The organism is Nitrospirota bacterium, from assembly GCA_040757595.1.
In the GTDB taxonomy this organism is placed as follows: Bacteria; Nitrospirota; Nitrospiria; order Nitrospirales; family Nitrospiraceae; genus JBFLWP01.
The window spans coordinates 40,468-55,331 of the sequence record JBFLWP010000021.1 but is presented as its reverse complement, the minus strand read 5'-3'; the positions used below and the strand labels follow the sequence as shown (position 1 = coordinate 55,331).

At 65.1% G+C, this 14,864-nt stretch carries 15 protein-coding genes and 2 riboswitches; of the genes, 14 read left to right on the top strand and 1 reads right to left on the bottom strand.

Features of this window, described 5'->3' with window-relative positions:
• Positions 1–411: 411 nt before the first annotated feature.
• The 3 genes from AB1411_15545 to AB1411_15535 all read left to right on the top strand — a co-directional run bounded on the left by AB1411_15545 (position 412) and on the right by AB1411_15535 (position 1,495).
• Positions 412–606, top strand: coding sequence for a hypothetical protein (locus AB1411_15545; protein ID MEW6545010.1), 195 nt, complete (start codon positions 412–414; stop codon positions 604–606).
• On the top strand, positions 603–1,085 hold the full coding sequence (locus AB1411_15540; protein ID MEW6545009.1) for a hypothetical protein: 483 nt from the start codon (positions 603–605) through the stop codon (positions 1,083–1,085). Before AB1411_15545 ends, AB1411_15540 begins: the two co-directional genes overlap by 4 nt.
• A 152-nt stretch (positions 1,086–1,237) precedes the next feature.
• Positions 1,238–1,495, top strand: coding sequence for a SemiSWEET transporter (locus tag AB1411_15535; GenBank protein MEW6545008.1), 258 nt, complete (start codon positions 1,238–1,240; stop codon positions 1,493–1,495).
• Between the two features lie 48 nt (positions 1,496–1,543).
• Here the strand turns inward: AB1411_15535 and AB1411_15530 are convergent, their stop codons facing one another.
• Complete coding sequence (locus AB1411_15530) at positions 1,544–3,016, bottom strand: hypothetical protein (protein ID MEW6545007.1); 1,473 nt, start codon at positions 3,014–3,016, stop codon at positions 1,544–1,546.
• Between the two features lie 244 nt (positions 3,017–3,260).
• Positions 3,261–3,526, top strand: a riboswitch (cobalamin riboswitch).
• A 220-nt stretch (positions 3,527–3,746) separates the two neighbouring features.
• Between AB1411_15530 and AB1411_15525 the strand changes: the two genes are divergently transcribed.
• The 11 genes from AB1411_15525 to AB1411_15475 all read left to right on the top strand — a co-directional run bounded on the left by AB1411_15525 (position 3,747) and on the right by AB1411_15475 (position 14,863).
• Positions 3,747–4,640 carry a cobalamin-binding protein gene (locus AB1411_15525; protein ID MEW6545006.1) on the top strand — a complete coding sequence of 298 codons (894 nt, stop codon included), beginning with the start codon at positions 3,747–3,749 and terminating at the stop codon, positions 4,638–4,640.
• Complete coding sequence (locus tag AB1411_15520) at positions 4,640–5,791, top strand: iron ABC transporter permease (protein ID MEW6545005.1); 1,152 nt, start codon at positions 4,640–4,642, stop codon at positions 5,789–5,791. Before AB1411_15525 ends, AB1411_15520 begins: the two co-directional genes overlap by 1 nt.
• Positions 5,792–5,806: 15 nt before the next feature.
• Entirely contained in the window at positions 5,807–6,667 is an 861-nt protein-coding gene (locus AB1411_15515; protein MEW6545004.1) for an ABC transporter ATP-binding protein, read from the top strand.
• Between the two features lie 72 nt (positions 6,668–6,739).
• A riboswitch (cobalamin riboswitch) is annotated at positions 6,740–7,004 on the top strand.
• 159 nt (positions 7,005–7,163) lie between these two features.
• Positions 7,164–9,023, top strand: coding sequence for a TonB-dependent receptor (locus tag AB1411_15510; protein ID MEW6545003.1), 1,860 nt, complete (start codon positions 7,164–7,166; stop codon positions 9,021–9,023).
• 11 nt (positions 9,024–9,034) lie between these two features.
• A complete protein-coding gene (locus tag AB1411_15505; GenBank protein MEW6545002.1) occupies positions 9,035–10,459 on the top strand; it encodes a cobyrinate a,c-diamide synthase in 1,425 nt (474 codons plus the stop codon).
• Complete coding sequence (gene cobO / locus AB1411_15500) at positions 10,452–11,051, top strand: cob(I)yrinic acid a,c-diamide adenosyltransferase (GenBank protein MEW6545001.1); 600 nt, start codon at positions 10,452–10,454, stop codon at positions 11,049–11,051. Before AB1411_15505 ends, cobO begins: the two co-directional genes overlap by 8 nt.
• Position 11,052: 1 nt before the next feature.
• Positions 11,053–11,244 carry a cysteine-rich CWC family protein gene (locus AB1411_15495; GenBank protein MEW6545000.1) on the top strand — a complete coding sequence of 64 codons (192 nt, stop codon included), beginning with the start codon at positions 11,053–11,055 and terminating at the stop codon, positions 11,242–11,244.
• Positions 11,241–11,951, top strand: a complete 711-nt coding sequence (gene bluB, locus AB1411_15490; protein MEW6544999.1) for a 5,6-dimethylbenzimidazole synthase — start codon at positions 11,241–11,243, stop codon at positions 11,949–11,951. The genes AB1411_15495 and bluB overlap by 4 nt, the downstream gene beginning before the upstream one ends.
• 101 nt (positions 11,952–12,052) lie before the next feature.
• Complete coding sequence (locus AB1411_15485) at positions 12,053–12,637, top strand: cob(I)yrinic acid a,c-diamide adenosyltransferase (GenBank protein MEW6544998.1); 585 nt, start codon at positions 12,053–12,055, stop codon at positions 12,635–12,637.
• Between the two features lie 103 nt (positions 12,638–12,740).
• Entirely contained in the window at positions 12,741–14,276 is a 1,536-nt protein-coding gene (locus tag AB1411_15480; protein MEW6544997.1) for a cobyric acid synthase, read from the top strand.
• Between the two features lie 89 nt (positions 14,277–14,365).
• On the top strand, positions 14,366–14,863 hold the full coding sequence (locus tag AB1411_15475) for a bifunctional adenosylcobinamide kinase/adenosylcobinamide-phosphate guanylyltransferase (GenBank protein MEW6544996.1): 498 nt from the start codon (positions 14,366–14,368) through the stop codon (positions 14,861–14,863).
• The last annotated feature ends 1 nt before the right edge of the window (position 14,864 follow it).

The window sequence follows — 14,864 nt, the reverse complement described above, 5'->3', positions numbered from 1 at the left end:
CAGGGCCGTGGCGATCTGCTCTTCCGAAAACTTGCTCTTTTTCATGATGCGCCCTCCTGAGTTGGAGGGCTGCAAGCTTAGCCGATTTTCCCAGTTTTGGCTGGCCTAGTTTTCTGGGAGGGGGTCATCCTGGCTGAGGCTGACAGCCTGCTGGCGGCGGAGTGACCGTTGCAGTTGCGATTCACGCCGTCAGGTCGAGAGCAGTCCTCGCAGCGGTGGCCTACATCCGAGCCGATGATCCGGCGGCGGCTCAGCGCCCACCCGTTAGGCCACCCACGTTAGCTACTTCTCATTCTCTATTCCGTCCTTCACCGACCATTCCTGACACGGTTCACCCGATTGTCGTCGGTCGCTTGAGCCATACTCTGTCAGGCGATTGACAAGTGTTACCGTATAGGGTAGCGTTCATTTATGGGAAAGCTTCGCCGGGGTGGCTATGTCCTGGTCACCTGGAAGGGCGATCGCCCTCCTCGGCACGTGCACGTGTACCGCAATGGGAAGCTCATCGTGAAATGGGACTTGGATAACCGGAAACCGATGAAGGGTCAGGCGACGCGGCGAGTGCGCAAGTTGCTTGAAGAGTTGGAAGCGGAGGGGCTGTTATGAATATCCGGTCAGTCACCTTCAACAATCGCAAGAAGGTGTTCGAGGTGAAGACGACGCGGAAAACGTTCCCGCTCCCATACTCGAAGGTGGAGCCTCAACCCAGCATCGCCGACCCGATTGTTCGACTGTTCGTGGACAAAGAGCTGGGACGGGAAGGCTTCACCTATGTGCTTGCTTCCGGCAAGGAGGGAACTGTCCACGTCGAGCAAGTGCTGGAATACAACAAAGATCCAAGTTGTTTGCGGGATACGTTGCTCTACAAGCTGACGCTGGAAGCGCAGAAGCGCGTCGAGGCCAGCCCTCTATCCAAGCGCGAGATCATCAGGCGGCTGCGAACGTCTGCCGCGCAGCTCTATCGCCTGCTCGATCAGCGGAACTACCGCAAGTCCGTGGACCAGCTCTTGTCCTTGCTTCACGTTCTGGATTGCGACGTGGATCTCCTGGTCCGAACGAAGGCTTCACCGGGCCGAGCCGCCTAATCCAACGGTCAGCCGCCATGCACGGTTGCCCCCCTCTGTCTCAGCGTGCCCTCTGCCTGCACGCTTGATTCTCGCCGGCGCTTGTGCCGCGAGAGTAAACCGTCTATCCTCCCACGACCTTACAGCCTATTCAGAGCGGGAGAAGACCGGACATGGATTGGATCATGCTCACGGGGCTGGCGGCCGGGACCTTGACGACGATCGCCTTCATCCCGCAACTGCTCAAGACCTGGCGGTCCCGGTCCGCGGAGGACGTCTCGCTGGGCATGCTGATCACCTTCTGCACCGGCGTCTTCCTCTGGCTGCTGTACGGGCTCTTCATTCGATCCCTGCCGGTGATCCTGGCGAACACCGTCACCCTGGTGCTGGCGGGAACCATCTTGGCGTTGAAGATCCGCTACCGGTCGTGAGAAAGGGCAGGCTGCAATGAGGCAGATCCGGCGTGGGGCGGGCGATCGCTATGAGCGACGGGCTGGGCGCTTCTTGGCCGGAGGTGCGGGTTGGGCGGAAGCGGCGGTCGTCGTCTGGAGCGTGATCGTGAGCGTCAGGTCCCGCTCGTCGTCCCCCCCGTCGTCCCGCTTGTCCCGGCCCGCCGAGTAAATCCGTCCGGTCTCCTGGTTCCAGAGCATCGGCAGGCCGGTGAAGGGGTCGTAATAGCTCAACCCGGCCTGGGCGATGCGGGCGGACACGCTCCCTTCCGTCGGGGCTCGATGCAGCCGCAGGTGCAGGCCGGCCAGCCGCAGGCGGGCGTCGGTTTCCTGGATGCGCGTGACGAAGACGCCCCAATCCGGCTCCGGGCTGGAAGCGAAGACGTTGTCAACCGGGTTGAGCAGATAATCCACCAGTTTGCGGTGGGACGCCCGGGCGTAATCCTGCAGGCGCGGGAACGGGCCGACCGTGGTGTCGGTCGCTTGGATCGTGGCCTCGACATACTCGGCGCAGATGTTCAGCGCCCGTTGCTTCTGCAGCTTCGACCGGACGAGGGCGCCGGCCGGCAGGAACCTCTCGGCCGATCGGATGGCGGCTTCGCTCACCCCGCTCAGGGCGGCGACCCAACGCCGGTTCACCTCCGATTCCTCCCGCTTGCCGTCCACGTCGTCCACGTGCGGATGGTCCGCCCGCCTCACGCCGAGCAGGAACTCGTGCTGAATCGGCCAGCGGAGCGACCGCTCCGATTGCGTCAACGGGCGGAGGACCAGCGCCAGGTGCGGGAGCCGGTCCTGGTCGAAGTCCCGGCGGCGCAGGGCCTGGTTCAGCAGGGCGAGGTCCTCCTCGACCACGGTGAGGGCCAGGAGCTTCAACTGGAGGGTCTTGGCTTCGGCCAGCACCTGCCGCCAGGCCGAGAGGTCCTTCACGGTCCGGTCCACGCCGGCTTCGATCCCTTGGGCGAACCCTTCGGTGAGATACAAACGGTGCGCCGCCACGATCTCGACGAAGCGGGGCGTGCCCGGAAGGCCGTAGCCCCAGTCCTGGAAAGGGAGCGACAGCCAGAAGCGGTAGCGATCGAGGAGCACCGCATGCTGGCGGAGGAGACCGGGCAGGAACGTCGTCGAGAGGTGAGCCGGAGTGGCGGCCTGCGATGCCTGCCCCGGCTGCAACTCGCTCAGGAGATCGTCCTCGACTCGAAGCTCGGTTCTGGCGCGCTGGCCATAGTCAAAGAACCGATGGCCGGCGGCGCTTTCCGATTCGACCCACATGTCCTTGCCGATCTGGACCGGGTCGAGCGAGGAGGAAACGGCAAAACCAAGGAGGACCAGATAGCCATTGACCTTCGGGCTCTCGATCGTCCGGGCCGGAAGTTGGGTCAGTCTCGTGTAGTTGACGCTCGGCTCCTCCTCCTTTTCCAACCACAGGGTCCTGGCTACGTCCAGGCCCAGCAGGAGCAGGGAGGTCATGATCGCCAGCAGGATGAGGCTCTTGAACAGCTTCATAGGCCTATGGATTTGTGGGTTCCCTTATACCACGTACTTTAAGCCCGCATGATTTAACGCAATCCCGGTGCCAAAAAACGACTGGCGGCCCAGGATGACCACTCACAGAGATTTTGCGGGCTTAGGGATGACATCCGGTAAAAACCTGTCGCAGTACTCCGGTGCTTACTCGAACAATTTGTTGCATTTCTGCGCCGAATCTTTGGCCTTGACAAGCTTCGAGGGGCTCCCCTAGAGTTGGCCTCCGACATAGGCTGTTCCGGGTCAAGGGAAGAGGGTGTGAATCCCTCGCGGTCCCGCCGCTGTGAATGGAGACGAAACCCGCGCACACCACTGTCTGGAAGACAGTGACACGTGACGGGTGACGGGTGACAGGTTCAGAATTGAGCGAAAAGCTCTTCTAACTGGTCACGCGTCACGCATCACGCGTCACGGTTTTCAGATGGGAAGGGGCGGGGAGTAGGTCCGCATCCATAAGCCAGAAGACCTGCCCGGGTACCCGTTGCTTTTGCAACGCAGCGGGTGAACGACCTTCTTTCCCTCGTGGGCTGGGGAAAGGGTGAGGGTGAAGGAGCGGGTGCAATCCTCAGGGTCTGACAAGGCCTTGGGGATTTTTTGTTTGGGCTCGCGACATTCACGATCCGGTCGGTTACGGTGGCTGGGCTTTCTGGGACTGCTCGCGATCCTGTTCTGCGGGTCGGCCCAGGCGGATGACGGGGATCTCTCCTCCATGAAGAAGCGACGGCAGCAAGGCATCCTGACCGGCATGCCTTTCATGGCCAACCTGGCGCCGCGCACCTTCGTGGACGACCTGGGCCGCAAGATCTTCCTCGCCAAGCCCCCGGCCCGCGTCGTTTCCCTGGCGCCCAGCGTGACCGAGTCGCTCTTCGCGATCGGACTGGACCAGGAGATCGTGGGAGTGACCGAATATTGCGATTACCCGCCTCAGGCCAGGACTAGGCCGAAAGTCGGCTACGCCCGTCCGAACATCGAAGCCATCGTCGCGCTGCAGCCGGACCTGGTCCTGGCTCCGCGGGAGTTCATGCGCGCCGATGTCCTCGGCAAGCTGGAGCAATTGAAAATCCCGGTGTACATCATTGAGGCCAGGACCATTGAGGACGTGCCGTCGAACATCCTGACCCTCGGCCGCATGTTCGAACGGGCCCCGGCCGCCAACCAGGTTGCGGCCCGGATTCGCGAGCGGATCGCGTCGGTCAAACAGAAGACCGCGGCCCTGCCCCGACTCCGTCTGCTCTACGTGCTCAACAGCCAGCCGCTCATCACGGTGGGGCCCGGCAGCTTCATCCACCACCTGATCGAGTTGGCCGGCGGCACCAACGTGGCGGCCCGCGCCGCCGTTCCCTATCCCCGGCTCAACATGGAGGAGGTGCTCAAGGAGGATCCCCAGGTGATCGTGTTCCCCGTGGGTTCGGCTGAGGGCATCTCGGAGGCGGATCGGCAGCTCTGGCAGCGCTGGTCCATGCTGTCGGCCGTCAGGCAGGGACGCCTGCACACGATTCCGTCCGATCTCCTCAACCGTCCCGGCCCGCGGATCGTGGACGGCCTGGACCGTCTGGTCCGGATCGTCCATCCGGAAGCGTTTGAAGGGGGGAACTCTCCGTGATGGGAACGGGCGACTGGTCAGGCGCCCCCGGGGCGGGGACCGATGTGACGGCGGTCGGGCTCGCCTCCCGTGGCTCCGTGGCGAGCGGGGCGGTGGGCCGGTCTTCGGTCCTGACACCGCAACGGTGGGGCGTCACGCTGCTCGGGCTTGGCTTGCTGGCCCTGGCCATCGCGCTCGTCTGCCTGCGCTTCGGGGCCGAGCCGATCGGGTTTTCCGAGATGCTGCGGGTTCTCGGCCTCGTCGTGCGGGACGGGGAGGCCGGCGCCGAATCCGCCGGCGCGACCGGCGTGATCCTGGTGCAGGTGCGGCTGCCCCGCATCCTGCTGGCGCTCCTCGTCGGGGGCTGTCTGGCGACGGTCGGAGTCGGGCTCCAGGCCCTCCTGCGGAATCCCCTGGCCGATCCCTACGTGCTCGGCATTTCCAGCGGCGCGGCTCTGGGCGCGGCTCTGGCGATCCTGCTGGGGATCGGGACGAGCGTCGCGAGCCTCTCGGCCCTGCCGCTCTGCGCCTTCCTGGGCGGGTTGGGCTCCATCCTGGTGGTCTATCGCATCGCGTCCTCGTACGGGCACCTGCCGATCCACACGCTGCTGCTGGCCGGCGTGATCCTGAACGCCATCTTCTCCGCCCTGATCATGTTCGTGACCTCGATGATGGACCCGAACCGGTCTTTCGGCATGATGTCCTGGTTGATGGGCACCTTGACCGCGCCGGACTATCCGGTGCTGGCCGTGCTGACCCTGTACTTGATTCTGGGCGCCTGGGTGCTCTTCCGGCAGGCCCGCTCGCTCAACCTGCTGACGCTGGGGGAGGAAGCCGCGCGGGCCCTGGGAGTGGAGGTGGAGACGGTGAAGCGGACCGTCTTCTTTGCATCCGCCCTGTTGACCGGCGCGGTCGTCTCGGTCAGCGGCATGATCGGGTTCGTGGGCATGGTGATCCCCCACGCGGTGCGGCTCGTCCTGGGCCCGGATCACCGGCTGCTGCTCCCGGCCTCGGCGCTCGTCGGGGGCGCGTTCCTCGCCGCCGCCGACACGATCGCCCGGACCCTGTTGGCGCCGGCGGAGATGCCGGTCGGGGTCGTGACCGCGCTGGCCGGCGGGCCGGTGTTCATCTACCTGCTCGCGGCGCGGAAGGGTCGGCTGAGCCTGTCCTGAGGCGGAAGGGAATCAGTGGAGACGCGTGCTTCGACAGCCGCCTACCAAGTGGACGATCTGGCCTTTCACTATCGAAGGGGGCCGGGCCGGTTGGACGCGGACGGGTGGGTGCTGAAGGATCTGACCTTCGAAGTCCGGTCCGGCCAGATTCTCGGCGTGATCGGCCCGAACGGATCCGGAAAGACCTCGCTCCTCAAGCTGCTGGCCAGGATTCTGCGCCCGCAACGGGGGACCGTGGCGCTGTTCGGCCAGGCGCTCGGGACGATGAAGCAGGAGGCCGTGGCGCGGACCGTGGCGCTGGTGCCCCAGGAGACTGCGCTCGCGTTTCCGTTCACGATCACCGAGGTTGTGCTGATGGGGCGGTTCCCGCACCACCGGCACGGAGGGCCGTTCGGCGGATTCGGCTGGGACGGGCCGGAGGACCTCAGGTTGGCGGAGGAGGCGATGCGGGAGACCGACGTGCTGCACCTGGCTGGCCGGCCCGTCGGCGACGTGTCCGGAGGCGAGCGCCAGCGGGCCGTGATCGCTCGGGCCCTCGCGCAGGAGCCCAAGGTGCTGCTGTTGGACGAGCCGACCGCGTTCCTGGACCTGCACCATCAGGTGGAGATCTGCGAGCTGCTCCGCCGCCTCAACGAGGCGCAGGGGCTGACCGTGGTCGTGGCCTCGCACGACCTGAACCTGGCCGGCCAGTATTGCGACCGGCTGATGCTGCTGCGCGACGGGCAAGTCGTGCGGATCGGTTCCCCGGAGGAGGTGCTCCGGTCGGAGGTGCTGGAGCCGGTGTACCGGTGCCGGGTGCTGGTGGACTGTCATCCGGACTCGGGCCTGCCGCGCGTCACGTTGCCGGGTAGGAAGACCGTGACGGGTGACGCGTGACGAATGACGAGTGACGAGGGGAAGGCGCCCACTCCTCGTCAGTTCAGCGACAGGGCGCGACATTCATCAGGGAGGGACTACCGGAGAATAGACCGACAGCGCCGGGGAAGATGGTGTGAAGCCATCACGGTGCCGCCACTGTAAGCGGGGAGCCATTCCGCACGAAGCCACTGGAAATGCGGTGATCGGTGATAGGTGACAGGTGATGGGTAAGGAGCGAATGACTGGCTTCTTTCCCCATCACTCATAACCCATCACCCATCACACAAGTTCTGGGAAGGCGCGGGAGCGCGACGATCCGCGAGTCAGGAGACCCGTCTGTCGGACCATTCACTCTCATCCCTTCGAGCATAAGGGAGTTGGGTCAATGCGGAAGATCGCGGATCGCTGTCGTCGAGGATTTCTCGTTGGATTCGTTCTATGGGGGCTCTGGATCGGGTGGCCCACGCCCGGTCTGGCGGAAGAGGCTGGAAAAACCGAAGATGAGACACCGGTCGTGACGACGGAGGAGGTCGTGACGAGCGCGACGAAAACGCCGGTGCCGGTCAGCCACATCACCAGCGCCGTGGAAGTGATCACGGGCGAGGAGATGCAACGGCAGAAGTTCAAGACCGTCGTGGACGCCCTGCGTCTCTCGCAGGGCCTTTCCGTGCTGTCCAGCGGCGGGCCGGGGACCGAAGCCCTTGTGCGAATTCGAGGCGGGAGCGCCAGCCAGACCCTGGTGCTCATTGACGGGGCGATCGTGAACAGCGCGACGACCGGCAGTTACAATTTCGCCAATCTGACGACGGACAACATCGAGCGGATCGAGATCCTCCGCGGCGCCCAGAGCATGTTGTGGGGATCGGACGCGATGGGCGGCGTGATCAACATCGTTACCAAGAGAGGCGCCGGGAAGCCGACCGCGAACGCCTTCGTCGAATACGGCTCGTTCAACTCCATCCGCGAGGGGGGGCAGGTAACGGGCAAGAAAGGCCCGGTGGATTTCTCCATGGCCTTGTCACGCTGGGACTTCTCCGGCTTCTCCACGGTGGACTACCGGCTCGGGGCCGCGGAGCGGGACTCGTTCAGAAACTGGGCCGGTTCGTCGCGCCTGGGCATAGACCTGCCTCGGGACGGGCGCTTTGAATTCGACTTCCGCTGGATGAACGGTTCGACCGGACTGGACAACGTGTCCCCTCCGCCGAAGGACGTGTTCGCGTCCAAGCAGAAGAGCAACCAATTCGTGTTCAGCGGCAACTACGAGCAGCCGATCACGAAATGGTGGAACCAGAAACTCACGCTCTCACGGTCGCAGGAGGCGTCCCTTTTCCTGCCCGGCAACCTGCAGCGGAACCTCGTCACCAACGTCGTCAACGTTCCAACCGGTGATCCCAATGAGACTCGGGTGCTCGCCAACCGGATCGAATGGCAGCACAACGTGCAGGTGGCGGACCCGCTCTTGCTGACCTTCGGCTATCAGTTCCGGGAGCAGCAGGGCGAGAACGATACGGGGCTGTCGAACCACGTCATCGCGTCGCACGCAGGCTTTGCGCAGGCCCAGGTCAATCTCTGGGACCGGGTCTTCGGCACGGCGGGCATCCGGCAGGACAGCTACAACGTCTTTGGAGACGCGACCACGTGGCGTGTCACCGGCGGATATCTGCACAAGGAGACGGACACGAAGTTCCGGACAAGTTACTCCACGGGCTTCCGGGCGCCGTCGATCAACGACTTGTTTTTCCCCAACTTCGGGAATCCCAATCTTCGGCAGGAGAAGAGTCAAAGTTTCGATGTCGGGGTGGACCAGTGGCTCTTCAACAAGAGCTTCAGATTGAGCGGCGGCTATTTCTGGAACCGTTATCGGGACCTGATCGTCACCACGTTCGATCCCGTGGTCTGTGCCCCGTTCAGCACGTTCAGCTTCTGCCCGATCAATGTCGGGTCCGCCTCGACGCGGGGCTGGGAAGCGTCCTTCGCTTACAACTATGCGCCCAACCTGTTTCTCCTGAAGAGCCTCGACCTGCAGGGGCAGTACACGAACACGATGACGCGGGACTTGAGCAACGGCAGGCGCTTGCCGCGCTGGCCCGTGGACCAATGGACCCTTCAGATCGGCTACCGGCCTCTCACGCCGCTGAACTTCGTCCTGGCGGGCCGCATGATGGGCTCGCGCTTCAACACCACGAACGACCGGCAGAACGTCCCGGGCTTTGCGGTGTGGAACTGGACGACCAACTACGACGTGAGCGACAAGGTCCAGGCCTACGTCCGGGTGGACAACCTGTTCAACCAGCATTACCAGGAAATTCTCAACGCGGGGACGCCGGTGCGTTCGATCTATTTCGGCGTCCGCGTCAACACCGATTTGCTGTGACGGAAGCAACCATGAAGAGGCCCCGGCTCGTCGTCGCCGGCACCCAGAGCGGGATCGGGAAGACCACGGTCACGCTCGCGCTGCTGGCGGCCTTCACGGCCAGGGGCCGGTGCGTCCAGCCGTTCAAGGCCGGGCCGGATTACATCGACCCGGGCCACCACACGGTCGCGACCGGGCGGCCCTCGCGCAACCTGGACGGTTGGATGCTGGGGCCGGCCGCCAACCGGGAGATCTTCCTGCGGGCTTCGGCCGACGCGGATCTCTCGATCATCGAAGGCGTGATGGGGCTGTTCGACGGCAGCTCCCCGACCGCCGAGACCGGCAGCACGGCGGAGCTGGCCAAGCAGCTCGGCGCGCCGGTGCTGCTCGTGATTGACGGCGGTGCCATGGCCCGCTCGGCGGCGGCCATGGCCTCCGGCTATGCCCGGTTCGACCCGGCGCTCAAGGTGGCCGGAGTCCTCTTCAACCGGGTGGGGAGCGAGGGCCATTACCGACTACTCAAGGAGGCGGTCGAGGCGGAGACCGACCTGGCCGTAGTGGGCTACCTCAAGCCCGATCCGGCCCTGACCATCGGGGATCGCCATCTGGGGCTCGTGACGGCGATCGAACAGGGGACGAGGGAGCTCTACGAGCGGCTGGGACGTGCGGCGAGCGAGACCGTGGACCTGGATCGGGTCGAAGCGCTCGCCCGCTCGGCATCTGAAGATGTAAAAGGTGAGACGTTAGACGTGAGAGGGGAGGAGTGCGGTTCACCTCTCACGTCTCACGGTCGAGTGCGGGTCGGCGTCGCTTACGATCCGGCCTTCTGCTTCTACTATCCGGAGAACCTGGAATTGCTGGAGCAGGCCGGCGCCGAGCTCGTGCGGTTCTCGCCGATGGGGGACGAGGCCCTGCCCGATGCGGAGCTTCTCTATTTCGGCGGCGGCTATCCCGAACTGTTCGGCGAGCGGTTGGCGGCCAACGTAAGGATGAAACGGGCGGTTCGAGCCCATGCCGAAGCAGGCGGGGCGATCTATGCCGAGTGCGGCGGGCTCATGTACCTGACGCAAGCCATTAAGGATTTCGAGGGCCGGACCCACGAGATGGTGGGGCTCTTCGCCGCCGAGACGGTCATGCGCAAGCCGGGGTTGACGCTGGGCTATCGCCTCGTGCAAGTGACGAAGCCCTGCCTGCTGGGGCCGGCCGGGACGGAAGCCCGCGGCCACGAGTTCCATTACTCGACGCTCGTGCCGCTCGGGCCGCTCGACTACGCCTGCTCGGTCACGGATGCCCGTGGCCTTGAGCGGGCTCCGGACGGGCTCGTTGCGGGGAACGTGCTGGCCCTGTACGCCCACCTCCACTTCGCCAGCCGGCCGGACCTGGCCGGGGTGTTGGTGGAGACGGCAAGGAAGGGCCGAGCCGACCGCCCCGCCAGCCGGGAATCGTTCCATGGCTGATCAAGCCGACCACAAGGCCAGGATGCAGCGGCTCAAGGCCTCGGTGGACCGGCGGATTGCCGCCGCGCAGGAGGAGAAGGGCCTGCTGATCGTCTACACCGGCGCCGGCAAGGGGAAGACGACGGCGGCGCTCGGCATGGTGCTGCGCTGCCTGGGCCACGGGATGAAGGTGGCGATCGTCCAGTTCATCAAGGGCGCGATCGACACGGCGGAGGCGCGGGCGCTCACACGCTTCGGCGACCAGGTCCTCTTCCTGCGCATGGGGGAAGGCTACACCTGGGAGACCCAGGACCGGGAGCGGGACACGGAGTTCGCGCAGAAGGCCTGGGCGGCCGCGGCCGGCTTCCTCCGCGATCCGGCCTATGCGATGGTCGTCCTCGACGAGTTCAACATCGCCCTGCACCACGGATACGTCCAGTTGGCGGACGTGCTGCCGGTCTTGCGGGCCAGGCCCCCGATGCAGCACGTGGTGATCACCGGGCGCAGCGCCAAGCAGGAGCTGATCGAAGAGGCGGATCTGGTCACCGAGATGGGACAGGTCAAGCATCCGTTCAGGAAAGGCGTCAAGGCCCAGAAGGGAGTCGAGTTCTGAAATGGAGAAACGATGCGGCAACTGCGGGCAGGCGTTTTCCTGCTCCCAAGCCGGCGGGTGCTGGTGCGGCACGATCAAGCTGGATCGGTCGCAGCTTGCCTGGATCAAGCAGCATTTCGAGAACTGCCTCTGCCCCGATTGTCTGGGGGCCGTCGCTGCGGGCAGGCTCGGCAGGAAGGGGACGCCGTCGTGAGCCTGCCTGAGCCGATCCCTGTCCCGGACAACGGAAGATTCTCCGATCGGGAGCGGGCCGCCGTCTATCGGGCGATCTTCGAGCGCCGGGATGTCCGACGGAACTTCCTGCCGACCCCGATCGCGGACGTCGTGCTCGCGAAGTTGTTGACCGCCGCTCACCATGCTGGGTCGGTGGGGTTCATGCAGCCCTGGAACTTCGTGGTCGTCCGCAATCCGGCGACGAAACGGGCGGTGAAGGACCTGTTCCGGCGGGCCAACGGAACCGCGAAGAAACACTACAAAGGCGCGCGCGGGGACCTGTATGGCCGACTGAAGCTGGAAGGAATCGAAGAAGCGCCGATCAACCTCTGCGTGACCTGCACGAGACAGCGGGGCGGGCCCCACGTTCTGGGGCGCGACACGGTGCCGGACACCGACCTCTACAGCACCTGCTGCGCCATCCAAAACCTCTGGCTGGCCGCGCGGGCGGAGGGGATCGGCGTGGGGTGGGTGAGCATCCTGGATTACGGGGCGCTGAAGCGGACGTTGGGCATTCCCAGGCCGGTCAAGGTGGTCGCCTACCTTTGCCTCGGGTACGTGGAACAGTTTTCCCCAAGCCCCGACCTGGAGTTGGCCGGCTGGCGGCGACGGCTGCCGCTCGACCAGCTCGTCCACCATGAGCAATGGGGACGGAATAAATACGGAATAAATGAGAACGCTGAATGATGAACGCAGAACCTTGAGCCTGTGGCTTCTTGTGACGGGTCATCATTCATAGTTCGCAGTTCAGCGTTCTGCATTCATCGTTTATCGTTGGGAGAAGAATGATGCGCATCACCAAAGTCTATACGCGGACGGGCGACGCGGGAAAGACGCGGCTGGCCGGCGGCCAGCAGGTCTGGAAAGACAGTCTGCGCGTGGAGGCCTATGGCACGGTGGATGAGCTGAACGCCTCGGTCGGGCTCGTGCGGGTGTTCAACGCCGACCTGGCCGACTCTCCGGCCAGGGACCGGCTGGAAGGACAGCTCCGGTGGGTCCAGAACAAACTGTTCGACGCGGGCGGCATCCTGGCGACGGCGCCGGGGCAGGGCTTCAAGAACATGCCTCAGGTGACCGCGGCGGACGTGACGGCCCTCGAAAAGCTGATTGACGAGTGTCAGAAGGACCTGGCTCCGCTCAAAGAGTTCATCCTGCCGGGCGGCGGCAAGGTGCCGGGCCTGCTCCATCAGGCCCGGACGGTCTGTCGCCGCGCGGAGCGGGTCTGCGTCCGGCTGGCCCGGGAGGAGACGGTGAACCCCCTCATCCTCAAGTTTCTCAACCGGCTCAGCGATGCCCTGTTCGTCCTGGCCCGCTGGGTCGGCAGCATGAACGGGGAGCCGGAGTTTCTCTGGGAACGGAACGTCAAAAAGTGATGGGTGATCTGTGATGGGTGATGAGAGGCGGAATGCTCACGCACGTGCTCACTCATCAATCTCCGAGCCGATCACCGATCACTCATCACCCATCACTGGCTCTATGGCTGCCAAGACGCTCATGATTCAAGGTACCGGCTCCCACGTGGGCAAGTCGGTGCTCGTGACGGCGCTCTGCCGCCTGTTTCTCCGCCGCGGGCTCCGGGTGGCGCCTTTCAAGGCGCAGAACATGTCGAACAACTCGTTCGTCACGCCGGACGGGAGGGAGATCGGTCGTGCCCAGGCGGTCCAGGCCGCGGCCTGCCGGCTGGCCCCACGGACGGAGTTCAACCCGGTGCTGATCAAGCCTGAGGGAGGGCTGCGGGCGCAGCTGGTCGTGAACGGAGCGGTGGCCGGAGCCCTGACGGCCGAGGACTTCGGACGCGTCAAGCGGGACTGGTTCCAGTCCGTCCGCGAGGCCTTCGCCCGTCTCGCGGCCGAGTTCGATCTGGTGGTGCTGGAAGGGGCCGGGAGTCCGGCCGAGATCAACCTGCGCGAGCACGACATCGTGAACATGCGGATGGCACGGGAGGCACGGGCGCCGGTGATCCTGGTCGGGGACATTGATCGCGGGGGCGTTCTCGCGGCTCTGGTCGGGACCATGGAGCTGCTGGAGCCGGAGGAGCGGCGTCTGGTCAAGGGCTTTCTCGTCAACAAGTTTCGCGGAAGCAGAGACCTGCTCGCTCCCGGCATCAGGGAAGTTGAGAAGCGGATCGGCGTCCCCTGCCTCGGCGTGATCCCCCATTGGGGAGACCTTCAAGTCCCCCAGGAGGATTCGCTGGGCTGGGAGGATCAGAGCACATGTCTCATGCGTCACCCGTCACGCGTCACCCGTCACGACCTCTTGGCGATCGGCGTGGCGGACGTACCGGCCATCTCCAACTTCACCGACTTCGAAGCCCTGGCCCAGGAGCCGGACGTGGTGCTGGTCCGGCTGAAGGGCGAGACGGGACAGAGGCTCGACGCTCTGATCTTCCCCGGAACCAAGTCCACCGCCGAAGCGGTGGCGTTCGTCAAGGCGCGCGGGCTGGATCTGGTCGCCAGGCGGGTGCTGGCCGAGGGCGGCACCGTCCTCGGGCTCTGCGGCGGGTACCAGCTTTTGGGCATGAAGATTCGGGACCCGCACAGGGTCGAATCGCGTGAGCGGGAGGTGACGGGGTTGGGGCTGCTGGACGTGATGACCGGTTTCGCCCGAAAAAAGGTGCTGATCCAGGTCGTCGGCGTCCATCGGGAGAGCGGCTGTCCCGTCGAGGGCTACCAGATCCACATGGGCCGGACGAAGGTCGGACCTGGCGTGACCCCCTTCCTGGACCTTCAGAAGCCGGACCGGTCGCGGAGATGGGCCGAGGGGGCCGTGTCCCCCGACGGGCGGGTCATCGGGACCTATGTCCACGGGCTGTTCGACCAGCCGTCCTTCAGGCGCACGTTTCTCAACCGGCTGCGGGCGGCGCGCGGCTGGGCTCCGCTCGATCCTTCGCCCGGGCTGTCAACCGACCAGGCGATCGACCGGCTGGCCGATTTTGTGGCCGAGCACGTGGGTCTTGCGGCGGTCGAAGCCATCGTCGAGCGGGGCGTGGAAGCCGTGACACGTGACAGGTGATGGGTAGGAAGCGACAAAAGATAAAGACTTTCTTCACGCGTCACGCGTCACGCGTCACGCGTCGCAATTCGAGGGGGCGTCTCATCTTCGTGGTCGGCGGCGCTTCCTCCGGGAAGAGCAGCGTGGCGCTGGCGCTCGCGGGGGGCAAGGGGAGGAAGGCCTTCGTCGCGACGGGCCAGCCGTTGGACGGGGAAATGGCGGAACGGATCAGCCGGCACCGACGGTCGCGTGGACCTGAATGGGAGACGTCCGAGGTCCCGGTGGACCTGGCCAGTTGGTTCGAGAAGCACGGAGCCGACTACCGGGTCGTCGTGCTGGACTGTCTCACCCTCTGGCTGAGCAATCTGCGGGAGCGGGGCGTGTCCGAGAAGCAGGTCCCGTCGCTGGTCGCGGCGTTACTGGCGGCGATCCGCGGCGCCTCTGCGAGGGTTCTGCTGGTCAGCAACGAGCTCGGTCTGGGGCTGGTCCCGCTGGAAGCGGAAACCCGCCGGTTTCGAGATCTTGCCGGGCAGGTCAATCAACTGGTTGCCCGGGAGGCGGACGAAGTCCACGTCGTGCTGAGCGGGATTCCGCTCCGGATCAAGTAGC